This is a genomic window from Limnobacter sp. G6BE5S, from assembly GCF_058448965.1.
In genome coordinates this window covers 160,093-184,789 of sequence record NZ_JBZFLM010000007.1, presented here as the reverse complement: position 1 = coordinate 184,789, position 24,697 = coordinate 160,093, and the positions used below count along the sequence as shown (strand labels likewise).

General features: G+C 49.9%; 26 protein-coding genes. 9 read left to right on the top strand and 17 right to left on the bottom strand.

The genetic code is table 11. The annotated features are described in order from the left end of the window. Positions 1–10 precede the first annotated feature (10 nt). On the top strand, positions 11–1,714 hold the full coding sequence (locus tag ACVL1J_RS13855) for an acyl-CoA dehydrogenase family protein (protein ID WP_341237479.1): 1,704 nt from the start codon (positions 11–13) through the stop codon (positions 1,712–1,714). Between the two features lie 9 nt (positions 1,715–1,723). Here the strand turns inward: ACVL1J_RS13855 and ACVL1J_RS13850 are convergent, their stop codons facing one another. Next, entirely contained in the window at positions 1,724–2,137 is a 414-nt protein-coding gene (locus tag ACVL1J_RS13850) for a hypothetical protein (protein ID WP_491665418.1), read from the bottom strand. A gap of 186 nt (positions 2,138–2,323) precedes the next feature. Here ACVL1J_RS13850 and ACVL1J_RS13845 point away from each other — a divergent pair, with 186 nt between their 5' ends. The 5 genes from ACVL1J_RS13845 to ACVL1J_RS13825 all read left to right on the top strand — a co-directional run bounded on the left by ACVL1J_RS13845 (position 2,324) and on the right by ACVL1J_RS13825 (position 6,893). Further along, positions 2,324–2,563 (top strand): DUF2798 domain-containing protein, encoded by a 240-nt coding sequence (locus ACVL1J_RS13845; protein ID WP_159571396.1) that lies wholly within the window; start codon positions 2,324–2,326, stop codon positions 2,561–2,563. 105 nt (positions 2,564–2,668) lie between these two features. Continuing rightward, a complete protein-coding gene (locus ACVL1J_RS13840) occupies positions 2,669–4,096 on the top strand; it encodes a glycosyltransferase family protein (protein WP_491665417.1) in 1,428 nt (475 codons plus the stop codon). Between the two features lie 80 nt (positions 4,097–4,176). Next, a complete protein-coding gene (locus tag ACVL1J_RS13835) occupies positions 4,177–5,406 on the top strand; it encodes an oxygenase MpaB family protein (protein ID WP_491665416.1) in 1,230 nt (409 codons plus the stop codon). A 60-nt stretch (positions 5,407–5,466) separates the two neighbouring features. Continuing rightward, complete coding sequence (locus tag ACVL1J_RS13830; RefSeq protein ID WP_491665415.1) at positions 5,467–6,297, top strand: SDR family oxidoreductase; 831 nt, start codon at positions 5,467–5,469, stop codon at positions 6,295–6,297. A gap of 5 nt (positions 6,298–6,302) precedes the next feature. Beyond that, a complete protein-coding gene (locus tag ACVL1J_RS13825) occupies positions 6,303–6,893 on the top strand; it encodes a TetR/AcrR family transcriptional regulator (RefSeq protein WP_159571409.1) in 591 nt (196 codons plus the stop codon). Between the two features lie 142 nt (positions 6,894–7,035). On the opposite strand, the gene ACVL1J_RS13820 is transcribed toward ACVL1J_RS13825, so the two are convergent. The 9 genes from ACVL1J_RS13820 to ACVL1J_RS13780 all read right to left on the bottom strand — a co-directional run bounded on the left by ACVL1J_RS13820 (position 7,036) and on the right by ACVL1J_RS13780 (position 16,675). After that, positions 7,036–8,100 (bottom strand): protein-glutamate methylesterase/protein-glutamine glutaminase, encoded by a 1,065-nt coding sequence (locus tag ACVL1J_RS13820; RefSeq protein WP_491665414.1) that lies wholly within the window; start codon positions 8,098–8,100, stop codon positions 7,036–7,038. 12 nt (positions 8,101–8,112) lie between these two features. Further along, complete coding sequence (locus tag ACVL1J_RS13815) at positions 8,113–8,925, bottom strand: CheR family methyltransferase (RefSeq protein WP_159571415.1); 813 nt, start codon at positions 8,923–8,925, stop codon at positions 8,113–8,115. Between the two features lie 63 nt (positions 8,926–8,988). Next, positions 8,989–9,513: a chemotaxis protein CheW gene (locus ACVL1J_RS13810; RefSeq protein WP_159571418.1), complete on the bottom strand. Its 525-nt coding sequence runs from the start codon at positions 9,511–9,513 to the stop codon at positions 8,989–8,991. Between the two features lie 18 nt (positions 9,514–9,531). Then, positions 9,532–11,196, bottom strand: coding sequence for a methyl-accepting chemotaxis protein (locus tag ACVL1J_RS13805; RefSeq protein WP_491665413.1), 1,665 nt, complete (start codon positions 11,194–11,196; stop codon positions 9,532–9,534). A 38-nt stretch (positions 11,197–11,234) separates the two neighbouring features. Next, complete coding sequence (locus ACVL1J_RS13800; protein WP_491665412.1) at positions 11,235–13,337, bottom strand: chemotaxis protein CheA; 2,103 nt, start codon at positions 13,335–13,337, stop codon at positions 11,235–11,237. Positions 13,338–13,340: 3 nt separating this feature from the next. After that, a complete protein-coding gene (locus ACVL1J_RS13795) occupies positions 13,341–13,652 on the bottom strand; it encodes an STAS domain-containing protein (RefSeq protein ID WP_159571427.1) in 312 nt (103 codons plus the stop codon). 14 nt (positions 13,653–13,666) lie between these two features. Next, positions 13,667–14,035 carry a response regulator gene (locus ACVL1J_RS13790; protein ID WP_159571430.1) on the bottom strand — a complete coding sequence of 123 codons (369 nt, stop codon included), beginning with the start codon at positions 14,033–14,035 and terminating at the stop codon, positions 13,667–13,669. A 14-nt stretch (positions 14,036–14,049) separates the two neighbouring features. Further along, the gene (locus tag ACVL1J_RS13785; protein ID WP_491665411.1) at positions 14,050–15,240 is read right to left on the bottom strand and encodes a methyl-accepting chemotaxis protein; all 1,191 of its coding nucleotides are present in this window, start codon (positions 15,238–15,240) and stop codon (positions 14,050–14,052) included. A 568-nt stretch (positions 15,241–15,808) separates the two neighbouring features. Then, the gene (locus ACVL1J_RS13780) at positions 15,809–16,675 is read right to left on the bottom strand and encodes a sterol desaturase family protein (protein WP_491665410.1); all 867 of its coding nucleotides are present in this window, start codon (positions 16,673–16,675) and stop codon (positions 15,809–15,811) included. Between the two features lie 100 nt (positions 16,676–16,775). Between ACVL1J_RS13780 and ACVL1J_RS13775 the strand changes: the two genes are divergently transcribed. Together ACVL1J_RS13775 and ACVL1J_RS13770 are read left to right on the top strand one after the other, a co-directional pair. Beyond that, on the top strand, positions 16,776–17,693 hold the full coding sequence (locus tag ACVL1J_RS13775; protein WP_341238287.1) for a LysR family transcriptional regulator: 918 nt from the start codon (positions 16,776–16,778) through the stop codon (positions 17,691–17,693). 78 nt (positions 17,694–17,771) lie between these two features. Then, positions 17,772–18,200 carry a GFA family protein gene (locus ACVL1J_RS13770; RefSeq protein WP_491665409.1) on the top strand — a complete coding sequence of 143 codons (429 nt, stop codon included), beginning with the start codon at positions 17,772–17,774 and terminating at the stop codon, positions 18,198–18,200. A gap of 148 nt (positions 18,201–18,348) precedes the next feature. On the opposite strand, the gene ACVL1J_RS13765 is transcribed toward ACVL1J_RS13770, so the two are convergent. The 6 genes from ACVL1J_RS13765 to ACVL1J_RS13740 all read right to left on the bottom strand — a co-directional run bounded on the left by ACVL1J_RS13765 (position 18,349) and on the right by ACVL1J_RS13740 (position 22,771). After that, positions 18,349–18,561, bottom strand: coding sequence for a hypothetical protein (locus ACVL1J_RS13765; RefSeq protein WP_491665408.1), 213 nt, complete (start codon positions 18,559–18,561; stop codon positions 18,349–18,351). A gap of 16 nt (positions 18,562–18,577) precedes the next feature. Then, positions 18,578–18,847 carry a hypothetical protein gene (locus ACVL1J_RS13760; RefSeq protein WP_491665407.1) on the bottom strand — a complete coding sequence of 90 codons (270 nt, stop codon included), beginning with the start codon at positions 18,845–18,847 and terminating at the stop codon, positions 18,578–18,580. A gap of 153 nt (positions 18,848–19,000) precedes the next feature. After that, positions 19,001–20,659 (bottom strand): GMC family oxidoreductase, encoded by a 1,659-nt coding sequence (locus tag ACVL1J_RS13755; protein ID WP_491665406.1) that lies wholly within the window; start codon positions 20,657–20,659, stop codon positions 19,001–19,003. A 64-nt stretch (positions 20,660–20,723) separates the two neighbouring features. Further along, positions 20,724–21,608 (bottom strand): alpha/beta fold hydrolase, encoded by an 885-nt coding sequence (locus ACVL1J_RS13750; protein WP_491665405.1) that lies wholly within the window; start codon positions 21,606–21,608, stop codon positions 20,724–20,726. 7 nt (positions 21,609–21,615) lie between these two features. Then, positions 21,616–22,107 carry a PaaI family thioesterase gene (locus ACVL1J_RS13745; RefSeq protein ID WP_288107601.1) on the bottom strand — a complete coding sequence of 164 codons (492 nt, stop codon included), beginning with the start codon at positions 22,105–22,107 and terminating at the stop codon, positions 21,616–21,618. Then, positions 22,100–22,771, bottom strand: coding sequence for a PaaI family thioesterase (locus ACVL1J_RS13740; protein WP_491665404.1), 672 nt, complete (start codon positions 22,769–22,771; stop codon positions 22,100–22,102). Before ACVL1J_RS13740 ends, ACVL1J_RS13745 begins: the two co-directional genes overlap by 8 nt. Positions 22,772–22,842: 71 nt before the next feature. Between ACVL1J_RS13740 and ACVL1J_RS13735 the strand changes: the two genes are divergently transcribed. Continuing rightward, positions 22,843–23,484 carry a TetR/AcrR family transcriptional regulator gene (locus ACVL1J_RS13735; RefSeq protein WP_288107605.1) on the top strand — a complete coding sequence of 214 codons (642 nt, stop codon included), beginning with the start codon at positions 22,843–22,845 and terminating at the stop codon, positions 23,482–23,484. A 12-nt stretch (positions 23,485–23,496) separates the two neighbouring features. Here the strand turns inward: ACVL1J_RS13735 and cypR are convergent, their stop codons facing one another. Beyond that, entirely contained in the window at positions 23,497–24,567 is a 1,071-nt protein-coding gene (gene cypR, locus ACVL1J_RS13730; protein ID WP_491665403.1) for a transcriptional regulator CypR, read from the bottom strand. Positions 24,568–24,697: the final 130 nt, after the last annotated feature.

Below are 24,697 nucleotides of genomic sequence, written 5' to 3'. Positions count from 1 at the left end.
GATGAACGCCATGAAAACCGCCAAAGAATTGCAAGCCAGCCCAATCGTGGGTGAAACCCACCAGGTGCACAATGTGGCCAGTGATTTGCACAGCTACAACCTGTTTACCACTGACGCTGCCCTGCTTGAGGGCGTGAAGCGCGAAGGTGGCGCGTGGGGTGTTGGGGAGGTTGCTGCCTTTGGCGAAAAATGTGGCAAACCGGAATACCTTGAACTGGGTTTTCTGGCCAACAAATACACACCTGAACTGGATACCCATGATCGCTTCGGCAACCGGGTTGATTCTGTGCGCTACCACGGTGCGTACCATGAACTGATGAAATCAGCGCTAGAGGAAGGATTGCACAGCCAGCCCTGGACCCACCCGCGAGAAGGTGCCCATGTGGTGCGCGGTGCAAAAGCATTCCTGCAAAGCCAGGTGGAGGCCGGCCATGGTTGCCCTGTCACCATGACATTTGCCTCGGTTCCCAGCTTCCGCATACAACCCGAAGTGGCTGCAATTTTCGAATCCAAAATTCTGAATCGCGGTTACGACCCGCGCAATGTGCCCATTGATGAAAAACAGTCCATCACCGTGGGCATGGGCATGACCGAAAAACAGGGCGGATCCGATGTACGGGCCAACAGCACCATGGCCACACCGGTTAATCAGCCCGGTGCCGGGCAACTGTATTCCCTGGTGGGCCACAAGTGGTTTTTGTCGGCCCCCATGTGCGACGTGTTTTTGATTCTGGCGCAAACCACCGCTGGTGTGTCTTGCTTTGCCGTGCCCCGCTGGTTGCCCGATGGCACAAAAAACGCACTCAACGTGATTCGTCTGAAAGACAAAATGGGCAACAAATCCAATGCATCCAGCGAAGTGGAATTTCGTGGTGCGCAAGGCTGGTTGATTGGCGATGAAGGCCGCGGTGTGCCCACCATCATTGAAATGGTTAGCCTGACCCGCTTTGACTGCATGGGCGCATCCGCTAGCCTGATGCGCGCTGGCTTGGCCAATGCCATTCACCACTGCAAACAGCGCGCCGCCTTCGGTGCCAAATTAATTGACCAACCCCTGATGCAAAACGTGTTGGCCGATTTGCAACTGGAATACGAGGGCGCCATGGCTTTTTCCATGCGCATGGCCCGGGCACTGGACATGAAAGACAGCGACGAACACGAAGCCCAACTGGCGCGCCTGGCCACAGCTGTTGGCAAGTACTGGATTTGCAAACGCGCACCCCAGCACAGCTACGAAATCATGGAATGTATTGGCGGCAGCGGTGTCATGGAAAATTCAATTTACCCACGCCTGTTCCGGGAAAGTGTGATCAACCCGATCTGGGAAGGCAGCGGCAATGTGCAATGTCTGGATGTACTTCGTGCCATTGCAAAAACACCGGCTGTGCTTCTGGCATTCAATGCCGAATTGAACAAAGCACGTGGTGGCAACTCCATACTTGATACCTACCTGGATGGCATGAACCAACAGTTCAGGCAAATGAACCCTGCCGACCTGCATGGCTTGCAGTACAGTGCCCGCACCATGGTCGATCAAATGGCCTTGGCCTTTGAAGCATCTTTGTTGGTGCGCCATGCACCTGCTGCGGTTAGCGAGGCCTTCTGTGCAAGCCGCCTGGCGGCACAAGGGCACCACAACTACGGCGCCTTGCCCAAGGGCATGCAGGTGAAAACAATTATTGAGCGGGCTGACCCCGCAATTAACAAAGCCTGAAAGTTGAAATCATGAGAGTTCAATCAACGCCCATTGCCTGGGTGTTGGTTCCTCTCGCGCCTTCACCGACAGGCTGTGCGCCATGTCGTGAAAGGGTTTGCGCATGCGTGGCGTGGGCCAAAACAGTTGTCCCGCCAAACCTGGTTTCTGTGTCAACGCTGCTTCAATTGCAGGTATGCAATCGTTCCACACCAGTGCGTTGGGCCAAATTTTCAAAGCCCACTCAATACTTTCCTGCTCGGCCAACACCGAGCTATAGGCCTCACAAGGTCTGCTGCACAACTGCACCACCTCGCCATTTTCAATGCACACCGCCGCCATGCAGTAACGCCCCTGCCCTGCGCCAGACGCATCCACCAACACATGCCTGCCCGTGTTGAATAACTCAGGCCTGCGATCTGAATCAGCCACACGAAAAGTCATTGGCACGGCACCCAGGAAAAAGGCGAATTATAGAAACAAGCCTTTGAGATTGAAAGGATTTCTTTAATCATTCCGTGTGAAATACGCAACGAATCATCAAGAAAGAAATGAAGGTGTTTACCCTGAGAGCAGGCACCGGCAATTGCCGCTAAAATTCACGAATCAAAAAACCTGTCACAACGCAATATGAACGCAGCACTTCCCGCCCAACCCGGAAAATTATTCCAACTGGTCTTCGCACTCATCATGGGTTTTCTGATGGTGGGCATCGTCACCTTTGTGACCACCGCCAGCAATTTTGGCTTTGGTGGCAACTTTCTGGCCACCTGGGGAAAAACCTACTTCATTGGTTATTTGGCTGCCGTGCCAGCCATCTACATGCTGGCCCCCATCGCAAGGCGGATCACGGCGCAGTTACTGAACTAGCGCACTGAATCGGCATTACCCCTTTTCTCCGGTTTTCAGTGCGGCTACCCTGCGGTTATTCTTTCGGTTAAATGGTTTTAACCCAAAAGGCCACAGGAGCCCCTCGTGACGGAATTCAAACGCAGCCAGGAAATGCACCAGTACTATCGCGACAGTCTGGTGAAAACCTACTTCTTTGAAGAGCTTGGCAAAATCCCGAAAGAAACACTGATTTCGTTGATCGACACCAATGCCTGCGACCCCGTGTTGTGTGCTGAAACCCTGCATGCCGTGCAATCGGGTTTGCCCGCTGCAAAAGACCTGGCACTGAAACAAATGATCATGCTGATTGCACAATCCCATTTGTCCATGGACAAACACCGCAATGGCATTCAAACACCCCTGCCTGCGGCTTATAAAAAAGGCATTCGCGATGGGCTCATGCGTGTGCTGCAAAAAGTGCCCAGCGTGAAATACCTGATGAACGCCATTCAGATTTTGTACCGCATTGGTGAAATCGATGAGGCCATGGCTTTGGTGCGCAAAAACGAAAAAATTGTTGACACCTCGCCACACCTGCAACAAATCGTCGCCATGGTGTACACCATGGAAGCGCGTTACGAAGAAGCACTGCCTTACCTGGTCAAACTTGTGGATTCAGGTGCCCACCAAAACAATTCGCAGGTCAAACTTCTCAGCATGACCTGCATGTACGAACTGGGTGCCCTGCCTGACGAACCCGTCGACTTTGCCAGCCTGGCCAATACACCTGCACAGGCGGAAACAGGATTCCCCTATGCATGGATCATCGAACCAGCCAAAACACAACGCACCAAACCCACTGTGTTGATTGCCTGCGACGACAAGTACTTTTATGAACACGCGCTGACCCTGCTGTATTCCGTGATTGAACACAACAATGCCGACCTGCTGGTGCATTTTCACCTGTACACACCCAACGCCGGTGTGATTCAACACGTTCAAGACCTTGCAGGCAAATATCCACAACTGGAAATTACTGCCACGCGGGAAACAATCGATTTGGAATCACCCACCAAAGTGGTGGAGTTTGCAACCCGTCGTTTTGCCGCCAGCAAAGCCCTGCTGACACACCTGAATTCACCTGTAATACTGATTGATGCCGATGCCTTGTGGCGCAAGCCCTGGGCGGCCACCCTGGGCGAATTGGCCAACAACGATGTCATTGTGTGCCAACCCAAGGCGGCGCCATTTTGGGAACATGTTGCAGCGGGTGTGGTGTACTTGAACAACACACCGGCCGCCCAGCGATACATTGCGCAAGTGGTTGCGTTTATTGAAGACAACCTGAACAAAGGCAAATCAATCTGGTTTCTGGACCAGATCGCCTTGTCAGCATGTCGCCAGGAAGCACACAAGCAAAGTTCGGGCATTCGATTTGGCAGCATCGCCCCCGATCGCTTGATGGACGTCAACCACGGCGAGAACGCACTGATCTGGGTGGTTACCAACCAGAAGCATGCAGCCGGTGTTTATGCCGATTACAAGCGCGAATTACAACAGCGCCATGAATAAACACTGGTTTCAAAATGCGACTTGAATGCGACTAAAAATTCGCTTTAGTCTGAGGCATCTTCACAGCATGCCTCAGCCACATGACCACCATTGATCACCCCCACCCCACCCGACTAAGGCCTTTTCCGCTGACCCAGGTTCACACACCCTGGCCCATCCAACAATTACTGGGTGGGCAGTTCGCTCCAAGCCAGCAACAGTACCTTGATTTGCACAGGGGTTTGTTTGAAGGTGATCCGGTGATGGACCAATACATCGAGGCGCGAATCAAAGCGTCGCCTGATCAGCCCGATTGGCGGGAATTTCACCAAGCCCTGCAGTCAAACAATCCACTGATCTGTCAGGGCAGCGATGCACTTCAAACGTTGTTGCAGTTCACCTGCACCAACCCCGACTGGGCAGACTGGGCGTTGATCGAGGAAGGTGTGCAATTCATTCACAGCACCGGGCGTGCCGCCACCGACGTGCTGCGTGACATGGCCTTGATGGGCGGCTACCTGATGGTCGCTTTCAACAAAACCCTGATTCTGACCGGCGAACTGGAAAAAGGCGCAGCCCCCCGGCTGGCCAGCACAGCGCAATGGTGGCTCAAAGTGGTCAACCCACACGCCAACCACGCGGGTGGCCCCGGTGCCATGTCCACACTGCGCGTTCGCTGGATGCATGCACTGGTGCGCAAGCAGTTGCAGCACAACCCACAATGGAACACGACGCAATGGGGGCTGCCCATCAACCAGGTTGACATGGCCGCCACGTACCTGGGCTTTAGCACTGTCATGCTGCTGGGTCTTCGCAAAATGGGCATTGTAGTAACACCCCGCAATTCAAGGGCTGTGATGCAACTGTGGAAATTGATCGGCTGGCAAATGGGTGTACAGGAAAAATGGCTGGTTGATACGGAGGCACAGGCGCTCATTCAGCTGCGCCGGTTTCTGTTTACTCATTCCCCACCCGACGAATCCACCCACCGCCTGGCCACCGCACTGGCTGGCGAACCGCTTAGCCGCGGGTACAACAACTTTCAAAACCTGCGCAGGGCTTATGCCCATCAAAAGCATTTGAGTTCATCGTGGTATTTGCTGGGCCCGCGCATGTTCCGCAAATTGGGGCTACGCGCTCCCTTTGGTCCCTTCATTGCCTTATTGGCCGTACCCGCAAGGGCTGCCCTGCATATGTTGGGGCGATGCACGCCAGGGCTGGCTACATGGCACATTCGCCAAGGCCGCAAATCGCAGGAAATTGCAGTGGCCGAACTTCAACAGCGGCAAGTTCAACAGGCCGTGCCACCTGTTTCCGTCAACGCGAGTTGAATACGAACAATAAGTCGTATTAAACTGAACGATCGTTCGAATAACAAAGGCAGGGGCAATATGGGAAGCTGGTCGAATAAAACAGTATTCATCACCGGCGGCAGCCGTGGCATTGGGCGAGAAATCATTTTGCGATTGGCGCGAGAAGGCGCCAATATTACGATTGCTGCCAAATCAGACACACCCAACCCCAAGCTGCCCGGCACCATTCACTCGGTCGCGCAGGAAGTGATCGAAGCTGGCGGTAGAGCACTGCCAGTGGCCACCGATGTGCGTGACGAGGAACAAATCAAACGTGCCATTCAGGCCACCGTGCAACAGTTTGGCGGCATCGATTTGCTGGTGAACAACGCCGGTTTTTTGGGCATTACCCAACTGGGCATTACCGAGACCAAAAAATTCGACCTGATGCACGCGCTGAATACCCGCGCCCCGCTGATCACCATGCGCGAATGCCTGCCCTACCTGCAAGCCAGCAAAGGCAGCGTGCTGAACCTGTGCCCACCGCTGAACCTGGACAAAGGCTGGCTGGGTGCATTCATTCCTTACACCAGCACCAAGTATTCAATGACATTGCTCAGCATGGGTTTTCAGCAGGAAGTCAAAGCCAAAGGTATTGCAGTTAAAACCCTGTGGCCTGCCACCTTGATCGCCACCGCTGCAGTGGGCATGTTCAGCGGCGAAGAAGGTTTGAATGTGTCGCGCAAACCCGAAGTGATGGCCGATGCTGCATTTGAGTTGATCAATCAGCGCGATCGCTTTGCTGCCAAGGTAAGCTGGCTGGATGAAGAAGTGCTGCGCGAAACCGGGGTATCGGATTTCACGCAATACGCCAACAACCCGGCGCGCGTGGATGAAATTCAACGGGACTTCTACATCGGCAAGTTCTAAAACCCATGCGCAAAATTCCACAGCAGCAACGTTCCAAAGAACTGGTTGCGCGGCTGGTTGACGCCACCGCCCAATCCATTCGGGAACAAGGCATGGACAAGTTCACCACGCACCATGTGGCCGAACTGGCAGGCGTCAGCGTGGGGTCGCTGTATCAGTATTTTGATTCACGCGAAGACTTGATTGAGGCCTTGCTGGACACAGTCACGCTGAATCTTCGCGAAGGCTTGAATACGCTGGTACTGGAAAAAACCACCGATCTTCGCGACATGGTGCAACGGTCCGTGCACTTCGGCATGTCTTTTTTGCGTGCCGACGATGGCCTTGCAGTTGAGCTGGTGCGCAACTGGTACCGCCTGCCCACCCAGAATGTGGTTCGGCTGCTGCAAGACACTCTGCTGGACTTCATGCGGATGTACCTGCTGAAGAACCCGCTGAGCAACAACCCCGAACGGCTTCAAATTCGAAGTTTCATTATTGCCAACGCCATCGTGTTCACCATGATCCGCGCGATCAGTGAACCCAGCCCTTTCATCACCGACGAGGAACTGGAAATTGAGTTGGTTGAAATGGTGGTCAGCTATTTGCGTGCCTAGCCTGAATACTTGATTGCTGTACTTTGTTTGGTGAACTGCTCGAACCGAAAGATTTAAGTTAGTGCATCAAGGTAGATTTAAATCTGAGATCCACAGATCAAAGCCCAAAGTACAAAAAACAAATGGATTTATTGATAATCCATCAGCCGCAAATGATTCGCGGAAACTCCAACAACGAACACACCTTACCCACTCCGCCCAGCTTGATTGCCTCTTTGGGCATACCAAACACAACGCAGCTGTTCTCATCCTGAGCAAAAGTTTGAGAGCCTACATCGTACATCTCTCGTAATCCCTTTGCCCCATCGTCCCCCATGCCAGTCATGATGATGCCTTTTGCGTTCTTGCCCGCATATCTCGCCACAGATCGAAAGAGAACATCTACAGATGGCTTGTGACGGTTCACCAATGGCCCGTCAAGAATCTCGACGTGATAAGTCGCACCAGACCGTTTAAGCGCCATATGCCTTCCACCTGGTGCGATCAACGCCAACCCCGGCAGTACCCTATCACCGTTCTGAGCCTCCCGAACTTCTATTTCGCAAAGCTGATTCAATCGCATTGCAAAGGATGCAGTGAATTTCTCTGGCATGTGTTGAACAATCACGATGCCTGGGCATACTCTGGGAAGACGGGTCAAAATCTGTTCCAAGGCCTGAGTTCCTCCAGTCGAAGTACCAATTGCCACTAAACTTTCGGTGGTTTGCAACATGGCCTGGGGTGTTGGCGTGGGAAGCACGGCATCCGCAGAGAGTTTTTTGCTCACATCAAGACTGACAACAGGTTTTGGTTTTAAGCGATCTGCACGCACATTTGCCGCGGCCTTGACGGTGGCAATCAAAGACTGGGCAGCATCCGTCAAAAAGTTTTTGACAGAGACCTTGGGCTTAAATATGACTTCAAACGCGCCAAGCGACAACGCCTGCAAAGTTGTCTCAGCGCCCTTTTCTGTTAATGACGAGCAAATGATCACTGGAATAGGCTTTGTACTCATCAACTTTCTTAAAAAGGTAATTCCGTCCATTCGTGGCATTTCGACGTCCAAAATCAAAACGTCAGGCCAGGCTTTGCTCATCTTATCCATGGCAAACAAAGGATCAGAAGCCACGCCAATCACTTCTATACCAGAATCATGCTTAAGAATCTCGACCATCATTTGCCGAACAACGGCAGAGTCATCCACGATAAACACCTTGATTTTTTGCATGCTGACCTAGCCCTATGATTTCTGATAAATCGACGGAGACACCAATTTCAAAGCATCACAAACTCCGTTAAGGCTTTCCGAATGGCTGATGATGAAATAGCCTCCAGGTTTTAAATGTGGCAACAAATTCTGCATCACCTTTTGTTTTGTTGCCGTATCAAAATAAATCATCACATTGCGCAAAAAGATCACATCAAACAGACCAACGTTGGGAATTCGTTCAATCAGATTGATGTTCTTGAAGTCCACTTTGCTGCGCAAAGCGGATTGCACCATCAGAAAACCTTCTTTATTGCCAACACCTTTTAAGCAATATTTTCTTAGAAGCATCTCTGGCAAATTACGTGCCTTGACCAGGGGAAACTGGGCACGCCGCGCATGACTTAGAATTTGCTCACTGATGTCCGAGCCAAAAACGCTCCAATTACCATCGCCCATTTTTTCCATCAACATCATCGCGATGGTGTACGCCTCTTCGCCAGAGGAACTTGCTGCACTCCAAATTCGAAATTGTCCACTTGCCGACACTGTGGGAATAATATGCTTGACCAAAAAATCGAAGTGATTGGGTTCTCTGTAAAAATAGGTTTCGTTGGTGGTCAACAAATCGAGAGCCCACTGCAACTCATTTTTGTTGCCCTCGTCCATGATCATCTTGAAGTAATCACCATAAGACGGGATGTCGTAATGTTTGAGGCGTTTGTACAGCCTGCCGGCCACAAGTGACTTCTTGGCAGGTGTTAAATTGATGCCTGCTCTTTTGTAGATCCAGCTTTTGAACTGGTTAAACTCACGATCATTGATGGATGGAACTGAGTTGCTCATATTGACTTAATCCAAAAAATTGGATGGGTCGACAAAGATACGCCCATCCTCCACCTGTAACAATCAAGCCGTTTGCTCCGACCTATCGGACTCCGCAAGCATTAGCATCTCGTCAACGGACAAAACACGATTCACATTCAGTGTAATCACAAACTTATTGTCCACCTTGGCCATGCCAGAGATGAACTCCTGTCGCAGACCAGTCCCAAAATCAGGGGTTGGTTCAATGTCGGAGGCGGCAATCTCCAAAACCTCTGACACCGAATCCACAAGTATTCCTAGATCTTGTGAGCCAGTCTCGCCTTTCGATTCAATAATGACAATGCAGCTGCGTCGTGTAACCTCTGAAGAATGTCGGCCAAATCTTGCTGACAAATCAATCACAGGAACCACGGCGCCTCTGAGATTAATCACACCCCGAACAAATCCAGGCATCATTGGCACCGTTGTGAGCACGCCGTACTCGAGAATTTCCTTGATACCAAGAATACCGATTGCAAACATCTCGTGCCCGAGCTGAAATGTCAGGTACTGAGACTCACCATCTTCATTGGAGGGCGCGTTGCCCCCCTCAGGCTTAAGGTTCATATTGAGTGCTCCTTGACATCAAAACTTGGTGAACTCAGTTTCATCGGCATACGACGGCTGAGGAGAATGTACAGTGCGAACGCTTTTGACCGAGGTTGACGGTTTGCCACGGTTTGGTATCGGCTTGACAGCAGCTGCAGTGCGCACCGAGGGAGACGAATTCACCAGGTGGTCCACGGAGTCCACTTTGAAGAAACTCATGGCCTGTTGCAACTGTTCAGCCTGACCGCTCATCTCTTCTGAAGTAGCGGCCAGCTCCTCGCTGCTCGCTGCGTTTTGCTGAGTGATTTGATTGAGCTGCGTCATGGCTGTATTGATCTGATTGACGCCCGACGCCTGCTCTGTTGACGCTGCACTAATCTCCTGAACCAAGTCAGAGGTTTTATTGATGGAGGGAACCATCTCGGCAAGTAACTTGCCAGCATTTTCGGCAACAACAACGCTACTCGAAGACAGCTCACCAATTTCCTGTGCAGCAACCTGACTACGCTCTGCCAACTTTCTAACCTCCGCCGCAACCACCGCAAAGCCCTTTCCATGTTCACCAGCGCGAGCGGCCTCAATTGCGGCATTCAACGCCAACAGGTTGGTCTGGTACGCGATGTCATCAATTATGCTGATGCGCTCGGCGATTTGCTTCATTGCAGCCACTGTTTTTTGTACGGACTCGCCGCCTTCTGCTGCTTCACGGGCTGCCTTGCTGGCCATGCTGTCCGTTACCTTGGCGTTCTCGGTGTTTTGATTAATACTTGCGCTCATCTGTTCAATCGATGCGCTGGTTTCCTCCACGCTGGCAGCCTGCTCACTTGTTGCCTGGCTCATGGATTGAGCTGTTGCACTGACCTCCTCTGACGCGCTTGCAAGGTTATCGGCTGAGTTACGCACCTCGCCGATAATCTTGGATAGCTTGTCCACCATGGACTTCATTGCACCCAACAACTGCCCAGTTTCATCCTTGGAGCTTACTTCGATTGAAGCAGTTAAATCGCCGTTGGCCAATTGGTTGGCCACCTGAGCAGCCTGTGTCAGAGGTTTAGAAATAATTCGCGCCACAAACATGGCCAACGCCAAACCCAAAGCCAACGCAGTCACCAAAACAACAATAATGGCAAGTCGGGCACTTTCGTAGGTTTCGGTACCTTTGGCTGCAGCCTGGTTGGCGCCACTGTTATTGAACTCGATAAGTTTTCCGACCGACTGCTCAAGTTGCCTAAACAAATCCTGACTACTGGAGTTGTACATTAAGCGTGCCTCATCAGTTTTCAATGCACGCGATAGCTCAATCAACCCCTTGCTAGTAGTCAAATAGGCCTGCCAAACCTGATTGAACTCACCCAACAGGTCACGATCCTCATCGTTGCTCATTAGTTGCTCATAATTAGCATTGCGTGCGTTGAACTCTTTGAGCGCTTGTTGCAATTGATCCTCAATCTCCTTCATGTCGCGCTCATCTTGTGCAAGAATATGGCGGCCTTCGCCTAAACGATATTGCGACATGTAATACCGCATCCCGGCAGCTGCTCGCATGCTGGGCATCCAGTTCTCACTCATGTTCACCGAAGACTGATTTACCGTTCCCAGTTGGATGATTGAGAATCCACCCATGAAGGTGGTAAGCGCCAATACGCTCAAAAAAGAAAGAATTAATTTTTTGCTAATTTTCAAGTTGTAAAACCATTTCATTTTGATGCTCCTGAAGAACAATAGATATTCGGATTGACTTACACCATTTGAGGCACTGCAAGGTCACTATTTATTTTTTTGTCGGGACGGTGAATGTCTTTTGTTAAAGACACTGCATCCAAAATCAGGGCCACTGATCCATCACCCAAAATGGTTGAACCAGCAATTCCCTTCACCACACTGAACAACTTTCCAAGTGGCTTGATGACGGTCTGAAACTCGCCTTGAAGCTCATCTACCACCAAACCAAACTTGCGGTCACCCGTGTTAATAACCACCACGTTCGCCCGTTTGGAGACACCCTCTTTCACCGAAAAGTGCTCGCGTAAAAATATGAGAGGCAAAACTTCTCCACGTAGATCCAAGTACTGCTTGCCCTTGGTTGCGGAAAACTGAGAGTCCGAAAGCTCAATACATTCTTGGACCATGTCCAAGGGAATGACGTACCGTGACTTCCCGACAGCAACAAGAAATCCGTCGATGATTGCCAAAGTAAGCGGCAAACGAATTCGAACGGTAGTTCCTTCCGCCATCTTGCTATCAAGCTCAATCGAGCCTCGGAGTGCATCAATATTGCGCCTTACAACATCCATGCCAACGCCTCTGCCAGAAATATTGGTAATGGTCGACGCTGTAGAAAATCCAGGCTCAAAGATCAAATTGAAGATCTCCTGATCGCTGCCTGGAGGTGCTGAGATCAATCCTTTCTCGAGCGCCTTGCTGACGATACGATCCTTGTCCAGGCCACGGCCATCGTCGGTGATTTCGATGACGATATTCCCGGACTCGTGGTACGCATTCAGATGGACCGAACCCTTGACTGGCTTTCTCGCGTCTTGGCGCTCTTGCGGAGATTCAATACCGTGATCCATTGCATTTCGAATCAGATGCATCAATGGATCACCGATTTTTTCGATCACTGTTTTGTCGAGTTCTGTTTCGCCGCCGCTGATTTTGAGTTCGATCTGTTTGCCCAACTCTTTGCTTACATCACGTACAACCCGCTGATACCTGTTGAAGGTGTCGCCTATTGGAATCATCCGCAACTTAAGGGCCCCGTCTCGGATGTGCTCAACCAAGGAGGAAATGCTTGACGTTGCCTCAAACAAAAGATCGTTTTTACAACTCTTCGCAAGCAGCGATGCGCCAGCACCTGCAATGACCAACTCACCAACCAAATTAATCAAGCTGTCCAGCTTCTCGGCATGTACACGTACATACTGAGAATCTTTAGAACCAACAGACCCTGACAACATGTTTTTCATCAGCGAAGCTGGCTGTGGCGATTGGCTCGAAGTTGCGGGATCTACTTGCGCACTAGCGGCCACATCTTCACCGCAAATCAAATCGCTCACTAAATATTCTTGTGGCTTGCTCTGTTCTACCGCAAACGCTTGAGTAACATTGATTACTGAACAGTCTGCAATAAAGTCGAATGTCTCCAGGATATCTTCCTTGGAACACAGGGTCCGCAACTGAATATCCGCTGCCCAATAACAATCTTCTGGATCGAACTCTTCAAGGGCTGGCATGTCTACCACTCGACTATCCACCCGGGTGACTTCGCCCTTGCGGGTTAAAGCATTCACAAATGAAACGGGGTCCATTCCAAATCGAAATACCTCGCGTCCAAACACAACAGATATACGCCAAGATACTGCCTCATCTGCAACACTACCCGTGTTGATGATGGCGGCTGGCTGCGATGTAGACACTCCACAGGAATCTGGCAAATCGCCTCCAAAATCCGATATTTCCTTCAATTGCTCCAGTAGTGACGCACCGTTACTGTTCAAATCCTCTGCTGTGGATTCACCATCAGTGCCAGCGGCTTCCACCAACCTTGCAATGTGATCTCTACACGAGAGTAGCAATGCGATCTTGCGCTCATTCATGCACAACGATCCTCCTCGCAGTCGATCCAGCATGTCTTCCACCACGTGGGTAAAAGAGACGATTTCATCAAACCCAAATAATCCAGCAGAACCCTTGATGGTGTGTGCCGCCCTGAAAATTGCGTCAATGAGCTCCTGATTGCGCAGGTCTGATTCCATCTTCAACAAACACTCTTCCATGTCCTCAAGCAGCTCCCGAGACTCAATAAAAAATGTTTGCAGCACTGCGTCTAGATTTATGCTCATGATTCACCTCACGTAGGAAGTCAGGCCGAACGAGCGTTCAAACTCGCAGCGTGAGAAGATTGGCGTGACTGCTGCCCCCAGGTGAATCACATCCAATTGGATGTCCCGGGCACTCATTTCTTTTTTCAGCGCAACCAACAGCTGCAACCCTGAGGTATCCATCTCCTCTATATCGCGCAGATCAAGACTGACACGCGTGGCAAACTCCAGCGCTTTTTGCACCTGCTCCTTGATTGAAGCAATGTTGTAAATATTTAAATCTCCGCTGAAAGACAACTCGACCGCATGGTTGACATCCCTTATGGTTAAAGACATGTTGAACTCCTTGTTTAAGGCAAAATAAGTTTGGATACTGCGCTTAACATCTGCGCCGGCTGAAAGGGCTTGATTACCCATGCCTTTGCACCAGCGGCTTGTCCCTCGGCCTTTTTGGAGTCCTGACTTTCTGTGGTCAGCATAATCACAGGCATAAATTTGAATTCAGGCAATTTTTTTAACTCCTTAACCAGCGTGATACCGTCCATCCCGGGCATGTTCACATCACTGATTACCAAATGAATTTTCTTGCCCTTGATTTTTTGAAGTGCATCATTTCCATCGGATGCCTCTAGCACGTCGTAACCTTCAGATTTAAGCGTCATAGAAACCACCTGGCGAATCGTGTTGGAATCATCCACCACCATGATTGTTTTTGGCATTTGAGTTATCTCCTTCAAAAAAAAGTGACATCTTGCTTGGGTGAAGACGCCGATCCACTTCCCTGGTGAATCTCTCTTTGCTCACGCATCGCATATTGAGTACTTAGCATTGAGAGCCACTCGCTCTTTTGACGTGGCTTGAATAGAGGATCCCGGGACAACACTTGCTGGGTCTCGTTTGAAAATTCGAGAATGCTGGACTCGACTAAACCCAGAATTTGATTGACACGATCTTGGAATTGCAGAGACACGATCAGATTTGAGATGTCCGTCTGGGTCTTCAGGCCACTTTCCTTCAAACGACGGGACGCGAGCACCAAGGCTTCACAAGATTGCCCTAAGTCATCGAGTACGATTTCCACTTTGTTGCTGGACTCATTGAGCATTGCTTGATCTGACTCGGCACTGAGCTCCGATGCGTGAATCACCTCGCGAATGGAGTTATTGATCAGTTCGACAGATTTGGACATGTTCTTGCCGGTTTCGCTGGACTGATTTGACAGTGCGCGAACTTCCTCGGCCACTACTGCAAATCCCCGTCCTGACTCCCCTGCCCTTGCTGCTTCGATTGCAGCATTCAACGCCAACAGGTTCGTTCTTCCAGCAATAGCACTGGCCTGTGAAGCCATTTTGTTCAACGAATCCACATGGCTGCTGAGTCCACGAATCTTTTCGATTAGCTTGGATCGCTCGAGCAGGATTCTGTCCAGCGTCGCGGACAGATCCCGCATTTTTGTATTGCTGTCAGTGATTGTTTCAACAATATTTCTGTCGCTAGCGGTGCCAGACTCATCGGCCTTGATGATATTGTCGAGCTCCGAACTGATCTCGAAAAACTCCGAATTGAGCTCTACAATCGCTTCCTCGCATTTGGATCTTGCGAGCTTGATATTCTCGGACCAAAGACTCCCCAACGACTGCATGTTCTCGACAATCACGGTGAGATTGGCAGAGAAACTCGGAGCCAAATCAGAAGCCTCTGAATCCATTACCAGGACAGCAGCGGTTGCCGCGCTTTGCGTGTTTAGCCGCGCAAAAAATGCAAGAACCAATAAAATTGAAGCTGCAATCAAAGAAGCTACAAAATAATATTGACCCGCAAATAAATAACCGCAAAAAAACAAACCAATACCGAGTAGTAAATTAATTATTACTTTTATAGTAAATTTACTATTAATTGATAATTTTTGGTCTTCGACGCCCATCACGTCCTCTCTCAATATCACGCAGGAAGACACAATAGATTATTAACTTAGGACGTAACATAACCAGTTACGGCAGGGACTCACTCGTGGGGGGGGATTTAAATGAACGGTGGAATTTATTTTCAATAATTTTTACAACAAAATATAAAAAAACCAAAAAAATCAACGTTTTTAATTTTATAAAAACAATTCCATATTTAAAATTTTTCTATAAAAAACAAAGATTTATAATTGTTTTTTTAAAAACTATTATTGCATTAACATTACAAAAAGAAATTAATTTTACGAAAACTGTATGATCAATAATCATATAATTATCATCATAATTACGATTACGCATTATAAAAAAATTCAAACAAATTGACATTTTCCGGCTCAATAGTTAAAAACCATTAATAATGGTTAAAAAACATTAACAATTAAATAATAGCCACATCAGCAATTCAAATTTTTATCTTGCGTACACTTGAATCGAAACACAATAAAAAGGAAAGCGACAAAAGGGTAATCAGCCACAATCTTCAAACTTCGCATACCCTTACGCCGAGCGTGAAGGCGAAGCATCAGATCACTTATTCTCATCGTAAATAGTGCCACCAAAGCGCAAAGCAGAATCGTCACGCTTTGAATGCAACACGGGATAAAACATTTGGTGCGCCCAGTGCTCCTGCCCGTGAATGCGATCGTCCATCAAACCGATGTGTTCAGGGTACTTGCGGGTAATGTGAGCTGTTCCAAAAATAACGTCCCACAAAAAAAGCATGTTGCCGAAGTTGCCCGTGTAGTGTCCGATGCCATCCTTGTTGGTGAGTGCATGGTGGGCCCAGTGCGTGGCGGGTGTTGAAATGGTGCGCTCAACAACCCACATCACCGGATGCAAAGCCTTGATTTTGTAAAGTGGTTCGTCCCAACGCCAGGAGCAATGCGCCCCCAAAATGATGGTCAGCTTCAGGGTTAAATAACTGGCGTACACCCAGCCGCCAAACCCCAAGAACAACAAGACACCGGCAATCCACAGGCCAGGCATCATCAGGTAATAAAAAAAGTTGTTGCGAAAAGTCATGCGTACACTCATGTACTGCGCAGAATGGTGGGCACGGTGCAAAGGCCACAACAACGGCGAATGCGAAGCCCGGTGCCACAGGTATTGCGTTAAATCATCGCCCAACAACAACACGCCAAACATGGCCCACCAGGGCCAGTCAGCCCAAATGCCCTGCCACTGCGCAAACCAGGCCTCGCCGAGTTGTTGAGTTGTGAAAATTGCCAAAGGCTGCGACACAGCCACCACACTGATAAACACAAGCAAGTCCAGCTTGGTGTCATTCGCCGTGGCATTCACCGTGGTTTGGTAGCGACGCGTGGCGAACTCCATCAAGGCAAAGCCTGCAATGGCAATCAAAATCAGTACGTTCTGAAATTCCGAGATTTGCATGATGGGTCCGCGTGGTTCAACGATAGCTTGAATTTAACCTTGTACTGAATATACGTCCAATGCATAATTAATTCACTTTCAATGCAATCAGCGCATCACATTGACCAATCTTCATCAGCTTGAACATCTCTTGGCCCTGGACGAAACGCGCCATTTTGCCAAAGCAGCGCAAAAGGTTCACCTCAGCCAACCTGCGTTCAGCCGTAGCATTCAATCGCTTGAAAAACAAACCGGCTTACTGCTGTTCGAACGCAAGGGCGGCGAAATACGCCCCACACCCGCAGGTCAGTTTCTAATTCAACGTGCCCGAATTCTTGTACTCGAAGCCAAATCTCTGAAGCGCGACATTGGTCTTTATCTGCAAGGAGAGGTGGGTGAGCTGGTGTTTGGCGTGGGCCCATTTCCCGCTGTCACGCTGGCTGGACGGGTCATTGAAAAAATTCGCTTGGCGTTTCCAAAAGTTTCGGTTCGCATTGAAATTGACAACCCGGCAAACCTGTTGGCTTTGTTATTGAAAGAAGAAATCGATTTCTTCGTTGCCGACACGGGAGAAATCAATGCTGCGCCCTACTTGAACATTCAGCCATTGATGCGCCAGTATGGGCATTTGTATGCGCACGCCAAGCACCCTTTGGCGGGCAAGACCCACCGGTTCGAAGATGCCTGGGAATATGGGATAGCCTCAGTGAAGTTACCCGACATGCTCAAGGCTGGCCTGGGTCAGCTGTTGGGGCAAAACAGCCGAAACCTGCTGCAACTTGCACTGGAATGCGACGACGTTAACCTGTTACATCAAGTGGCCTTGAGTACCAACACCGTTGTGGCCTCGACTGAACTTGCGGCCAAACCCTGGCTGGACAATGGCAGCCTGGTGAAGCTGGAGATCATCGATTTTCCGCCATTGTTTAGCAATATTGCCGTAGTGAACTTGAGCAGTCGTTTACAGTCGCCTGCGGCCAGTTATGCGATCGAAGATTTTAGAAAATATTCCACAACAGGGCAGCAGAAATCGAAATGACAACGATGAAAGTGAAAAAGTCGACTGCCAGCCAAGTTTATGTCCCGAACGTAAAACCCCTAACACATGAGTGATTGAATGAACAACACCTTCCGCGCACAGTGTCAATGTGGTCAATTGACGCTTACCTTCACCCAGGCGCCCGTTGCACAATTGGTCTGCCATTGCCGTGATTGCCAAACCATTAGCGGCATGCCTTACGCGAAGGCCGCTTTTTTTAAAGCCGAGGAACAATGCACACAGGGCGAATTCAAGGCGATTGACATGACAGGCGGCTCTGGCAAACCCAAGCAATACCGCAGATGCAGCCAATGCAATGATTTTGTTTATGCCACTGTCGATGCGCTGACTGGCCTGTTGGGTGTGGCCGCAGACAGGCTGGGGCCACCTTTCGAATTCCAACCCATGGCCCATGTATGGACCAGCGAGAAGGCGCCCGAAGTAGATATTCCCCAAGGCGTATTCCAGTTTCCCAAGGCGCCGCCGTTCAGGCCCGGCAAACATTGAAAAAGCAATAAAAAAGGGCTTAGCGATTGCTAAGCCCTTTTCGTATTTGGCTCCCCGACCTGGACTCGAACCAGGGACCTGCGGATTAACAGTCCGGGGCTAAAACCAATCGAATCAACAACTTAATACCATATTATTCCCGCAAAATCTATTTATTCGATCCTTCAAGATCCTCATGAATGCTGGTTGCCTTTTCGTTTGCGAGAAAATTTAGATCGGCAAAATCATCAGCATCCCAGTGACCTTTCTGGCCAAGGGTCATGGTTGCGATTGTGGTGGCACCACGTCGCATTACTGACTTGGCATGCATGAACAAATCGATCCCAAGTGTTTGGGCCTTGGCGTTAATTATGCTGGCCACCGTTTCCCTAATGCGTTCAACTTACCTGCTGGTTGTTTGTCATCCAGATTTCACGTCTTCTGGCTAAACCCAAAGGGTGTAAGTTCTCGAGTTGAAAATAAAATATAAGCATGGAAATTTTCATTGTGGATAAAAAACCCGGGGCGTCTTGGATTGGCACCGCATGCTGTGCCTCAAACTTTAAAATTTCGGCTGCAGAAAAAATGTTGGAGTTGTGTTGATCCACCTGCACAAGAATCTGATACTCATTAACAAAGAACAAAGCAAAGAGCAGGCACTCGTTCAACAATGGGATGTCGCCCGTGAAATTTGAAAAGCAATTTTTAACGAAGCAAACGAGTGTCTAGTTAATTCGGGTCAATTCAATCCCCAATTGCCAGAAGAGCCAAGAAGTTGGATTAGAAAAGCAACTGACACCATGATGTAGGGCCTATTTATATCAGCCATTTTCTTGATTGTGATCGTCAAGAATCATGGCGGCAGCCTTTTCTCCAATCATTGTGGCTGCGGCATTGGTGTTGCCTCCGATCAAGGTCGGCATAATTGAACAGTCCACAACTCGCAGACTCGCTAAACCATGCACCCGTAACCGGTGGTCAACAACAGACATTTCATCCGTGCCCATTTTGCAAGTGCCAACTGGGTGGTAGGCCGTTTCGGCAGTTTCCCTAACCCACTGTTCTAGTTCCTCATCGGTTTGCAGGTGTTCCCCGGGCGCAACTTCTTCCCGATTCATTCTTCCTAATGCAGGCTGCGCTGCAATATTTCGCGCAATTCGAATTCCCTTGACCAGTCGGTCGATGTCTCTTTGGTGCTCGCCATAATTCGGATCCACAACAGGCAAGCCTAGCGGGTTTGGGCTTCCTAGCCTAACCGTTCCTTTGGAGTGGGGACGCAGGTCATAGATCATGATGGAATAAGCATAACTTTTAAACAATGGCCATAAATTCAAACCATGCCGGATGGCCGGGAGCGGGACAAAATGCAGTTGCAAGTCTTCTATTGGTTCTTCCGCAGAGGACTTCACGAAACCGCCGGACTCAGCAAGATTGCTGCTCAGTTCACCCCGTTTGAACATTAAATATTTGGCCAGTTGCAACACCCAACGCATCCAAGACAGAGGGTGCAGGGAAATAGGTAAACGATTGCGTGTCCGCATCACCAGAAACACATCCAAATGATCTTGCAAATTCCGCCCCACACCCGGTAATTCGTGTGTTGGCGGAATGTTATGTTGCATTACATCCTGCCTTGGACCAATTCCAGACAACATCAACAGATGCGGGGAATTAAAAGCACCACCACTCAAAATAACTTCTTTCCTGGCCAGTGCCTTGCGGAGTTGTCCTTCATAAAAATACTCCACACCAGAAGCGCTTCCGTTCTCAAGGCATATTCGGGTAGCCCGAGCATTGGTCAGAATTGTCAGATTGGGGCGGGATATGGCTGGCCATAAATAAGCTCTAGAATTGCTCCAGCGTTGGCCGTCTTTGTGATAGGCGCTGTAGGGTCCGACGCCCCCTTGCTTGGCTCCGTTGAAATCCGGGTTTCTTTCATAGCCTGCCTGAACGCCCGCCTCGATGAAGGCCTGCGAAAGTGGATTTCTATGGTCGGGCGATGCTACATTCAATGGGCCGCCTGAACCGTGATATTCCTCCAGGTCTTTTTGATTGACACCTGCGGAGAAAGGGGCTGGATGGAAATTTTCTGACTTTTTAAAGTAAGGGAGTAGCTCTTTGTATGACCAGCCTTCGCAACCTAGGTCAGCCCAATGATCATAGTCACTTGCATGGCCGCGAATGTAGACACAGGCATTAATTGAGCTTGACCCTCCAAGCGTTTTTCCACGTGGTTGGAACAGGACACGGTTATTCAGATGTGTTTGTGGCGTAGTCCAGAGTCGCCAGTTGTACTTACGACTGTGCATGAGGCCAACCATACCCGCTGGCATGTGAATGAATGGGTTGGTTTTGTCGCTCGGACCAGCCTCCAACAGCAATACCGTGAATTTGCCATTTTCAGTCAATCTGTTTGCCAAAACACATCCTGAGGAGCCTGCTCCCACCACAACAAAATCGTATTGGGCTTGCCTGTCCATTTTTTCGCTCCTCATATTTAGTGCATGTTTTGTTACACGAACTCAAATCCGATGGTTGTCCACATCAGGTCTTGCGGCATTTGGACAGCATGACTTTAAGCATCGCGTCGCGAACCGTATCCGTTTGTTCCATCGGCAAGAAGTGGGTGGTTCCGGCTAGCACGCTCACTTCAGCGGACGGCAATAACTTTCTCAAACGTTTGCGCGCTGCTGAAGAGAAGGTTGAAGCACGTTCTGCAGCAAGCGCAATAACCGGACACCTCAACTGGCGGATGTCCGGCCAAGGGTTATGCTCCGTATGGGCGAAGGTGATGCTCTCCCACTCCGGTGAGCAGGCTAGGCGAACATGCTCTCCCTGCGGTATGAAAGCATGCTGGACATAGGCCTCTAACCATGACTCTGGCCAGGTCTTGAAGCCTCCTCGGCCACGATAGTTGTCTAGAGCAGCGACGTGAGAGTCGAATACCCCACGCCGACGTGCAGCCCCAGCGGCCAGTGATAATCGGTGTGATTGATGTAGCAACTTGGACAACCACAACATCCGGCCCTGCCAGAAATCCATGATCACGGGCTCTACAAGAATCAATCCAAGCACTTTGTCTGGTTGTCGGGCCGCAGCCATTATGCTGGCGGTAGCACCGATGGAATGGCCTGCCAACCAAATTGGTTCATCCAAACTCGCCAGCAGCGCGGTCAGGTCTCCATAGTAGGATTCCCAACCTCGAAATGCCGAAGTATCTGCCGCGCTGGCGCTGGCGCCATGCCCACGCATGTCCCAGGCCATAACATTGCAATGGTCTGACAGATCGTCAAGAAGCGGCGTGTACAAGCGACCATGAAAACCAGTCGCATGCGCCCAGTGCAAAGTGGGGCGCCCCTCAGATCGAGGCCAGTGCCACAAGGTAATTTCTTGGCCATCCGAAGCATGAAATCCGTAGCGTTCGGCCAAGCTTTGCTTATCCCTCATGACTATCATCTTGATTAGCACCTGAAGTGGCGAACAGCAACTGAACACGTCCGCTGGCTATCGGTGCAGTCTTGTCACCCTGCCAGCAGCTCACCTGTACCAAGCTGGTGCGCCGACCTTGACGCACAATCTCGGCGATCGCGAAGGTAGGTTGTGCCTGTGCAGAGCGAAGGTAATTGATATTGCTTCCCAGAATACGCGGACACCGTGTTTGCGTATCTTCCCTTTGAGCAGCAACTCGCGCAGTGATCTCTATCAGCGCTCCAATGACACCTCCGTGTAGCGCTGGCAACATGAAATTACCAATAAAAGCCTCACGGTAAGGCAGGTGAATCAATATCCCGGCATCACATTGTTGGGCCTCAAGCCCAAGATGCCCGGAGTATGGAATACGCTGCAGCAAGGTTTGCCAAGCGGTGCATTCATTCTTGCCTACCTGTGAATCAGCGCTTGCCTGTGCTGAACTGACATTATCACTCATACCCTTCCTTTTTTGATTCAGCCACTTTAAAGCGTTGACCCCAGGTATTTCGGATAAAGGTGGCACTGCCCGTTGCCACCGGCTGACTATCGCCCTCAGAGAAGATGTCACAATGGATGAAAGCAATGTCATCAATTAAATGGCGGCAGATGGCAACTGCCAACAAGGCGCGGCCTGCATAGGCCGGTTTCATATAATCCATATGCAAACTCAGCGTAGCTATAGGAGTCAACTCCTGTGCCTCTGCGAACACTGCCAGCCCACTAGCCGAATCCGCTAGGGAATACAAGATGCTGGTGCAGATTTCGCTTCTGCCGATATCGGAGAACATCCATGCCTGTGGGGTCAGGCGCATACAAACCTTGCTCCCATCCACAGAGACGACCTGCATACCCAGATCACTGTTGTGGGGAACTTGTTCGGTGAAACGCCGCGCAGTCTCCACGGCGTCACTGAGTTGAACTTTTTTTGACTCAGTCATCAAATCTGTGCGCTCAAAGGAATTTAAGGTAGATGGGAGATTGGCTGGCAGCTGCTGATTGCATAGGTAATCACCATGAAAATTACTCTGAAACAAAACCACCAAATGATTTTGGTTGGTTAACCAACTAAAGTCAAGGATGTGCTCAATGTAAATGCCAGCGACCTGCCCGATGGCATACAATCAAGGCTACAGGTCTGTTCATGACAATGTTAATGTGAAATCTGATGATCTGATGAGGAGACGTTCAAACTATGACGCAAAGACAGCCCCGACCTGAGGACAAGCTGGACGATCAGGGTAATGTTTTATCGAATGCAGCCCGGCTTTTTCGCGAGAAAGGATTCGAAAAAACCTCGCTAAAGGAAATCGCGGAAGCATGTAACATGCTACCCGGGAGTCTGTACTATCGATACAACACCAAGGAAGCACTTCTTGTTGAACTGATGCGCCGAGGAATCTACTTGGTTACAGAAGAGGTCGAAGTAGCGTACGCCAGCTCAGATGATCCCGTAGAGAAGCTGCGTCTATGCATCAACGCGCATCTGCGAGCCCTGCTGGGTGATTCAGACATGGTTTACGTGCTGCTGTTTGAATGGCGAGCATTGAGCCCTGAGGCGCGAAAGGAAATCATCAAACTGCGTGATCAGTATGAATCCCTCTGGATAGACATCCTGGAAACGATGATTAAACAGGGGGTCATTCAGCAGGGCGTTGATGGGCGTCTACTTCGCCTGCTCGGCCTTGGAGCCCTTAACTGGGTTGCAACATGGTTCGATCCGAATGGTACCTATACACCCGATACCATTGGCAACTTTGTCTGGAAAGCCATTGTTAACGGCGTAATCAATCAAAGCGCGCAACGCGAGCACATGCGCCGATTTACAAATGCCTAACTAACCACTTTTTTAGGATCCCAAATCAGTTGAATGCTTGATTTGGGACTTGGCATTGAGTCTAAATTTCTCTGGCGGCTGGCCAAACCAACGCTTAAAGGCACGCCTGAAATTGGCGCTGTCGTGATAATTCATCAACACAGCAATGGCCTCAATGGATAGTTTGCTGTCACACAAGTAGCTCGCCGCCTGTTGGGACAGGATCTCATCTCGAATTTGCCGAAAACCGCTGTGCTCCGCTTTTAGTTTTCGCGCCATGGTGCGTTTGCTCACGAACAGGGAGGCCGCAGCTTCGTCTTCACTTAGCGTACCAGGCGGACGCGACAACATCATTTTTTTCAGCCGTATCTGATAGCTCGGTTTATGGGACTGAAGTTGCGCAATCATCGATTCACATTGCTGCAAAGCAAACTGATAGTTTTCATGATTGGCAGAGGCGTTCGGTTCCAGGCACAATGTCATCGGCAACCTGAGTTTTAAATGATCGCAACCAAAGCGAATCTGACCCGACAAATAGTTGGAGTAGATGGCGTGGTACGCGGGTGCTGGATGAACAAAGCATACTTCAGCCTCATGTAAGGGGCGGCCAACAATGAACTCGCCGAATTCAAGGAGCGCCTTGACTATCGCATCGGCCAAGCAGCGCTGTATGTCATTGTCCAGTGACATCTTGAAATTCAGCATGCATTCGAGGTGTTCTTCAACCTGCAGCAAATGCAACTCGATAACGCTCGCCCGCGTGGGCAGGAATGTGTGTATAGCCCTTAGAGCGCTGAGTAGGTTTGGACTGCTGGAGGCAGCAAAACCCATCGCACCGTGGGTTGCCGGTGTCAGGCGCTTGCCAAGCCTCAAGCCGAATTCCGGCTGGCCGGACAACGCCAACGCATTTCTCAGAATCTGCACCTGTTGGGTCGCTGTGAGCAAGCTATCTTCGCTAAGAAACTGCGCAACACCAAGTCCGGTACCACGTAGTAAACAAGGCAGCTGCTTGGCTGTCAGATCCAGCTCACGAGCAATAAGTCGTGAGTAGTTCGACGGAATATCGGCTGTCAGGTTATGGGAAGTATTCGCCTGTCGCATCATTGGCGCTACCTATCTAAGATTTATATATTAGCGCATTGTCTTTAAATGACCCTTTGTTCGTCAAGAAATGACCTAGTCGCTTTATTGGTGCCAATCTAACATCTTTGCTAGAGCAAGTTACTCGTAGGAG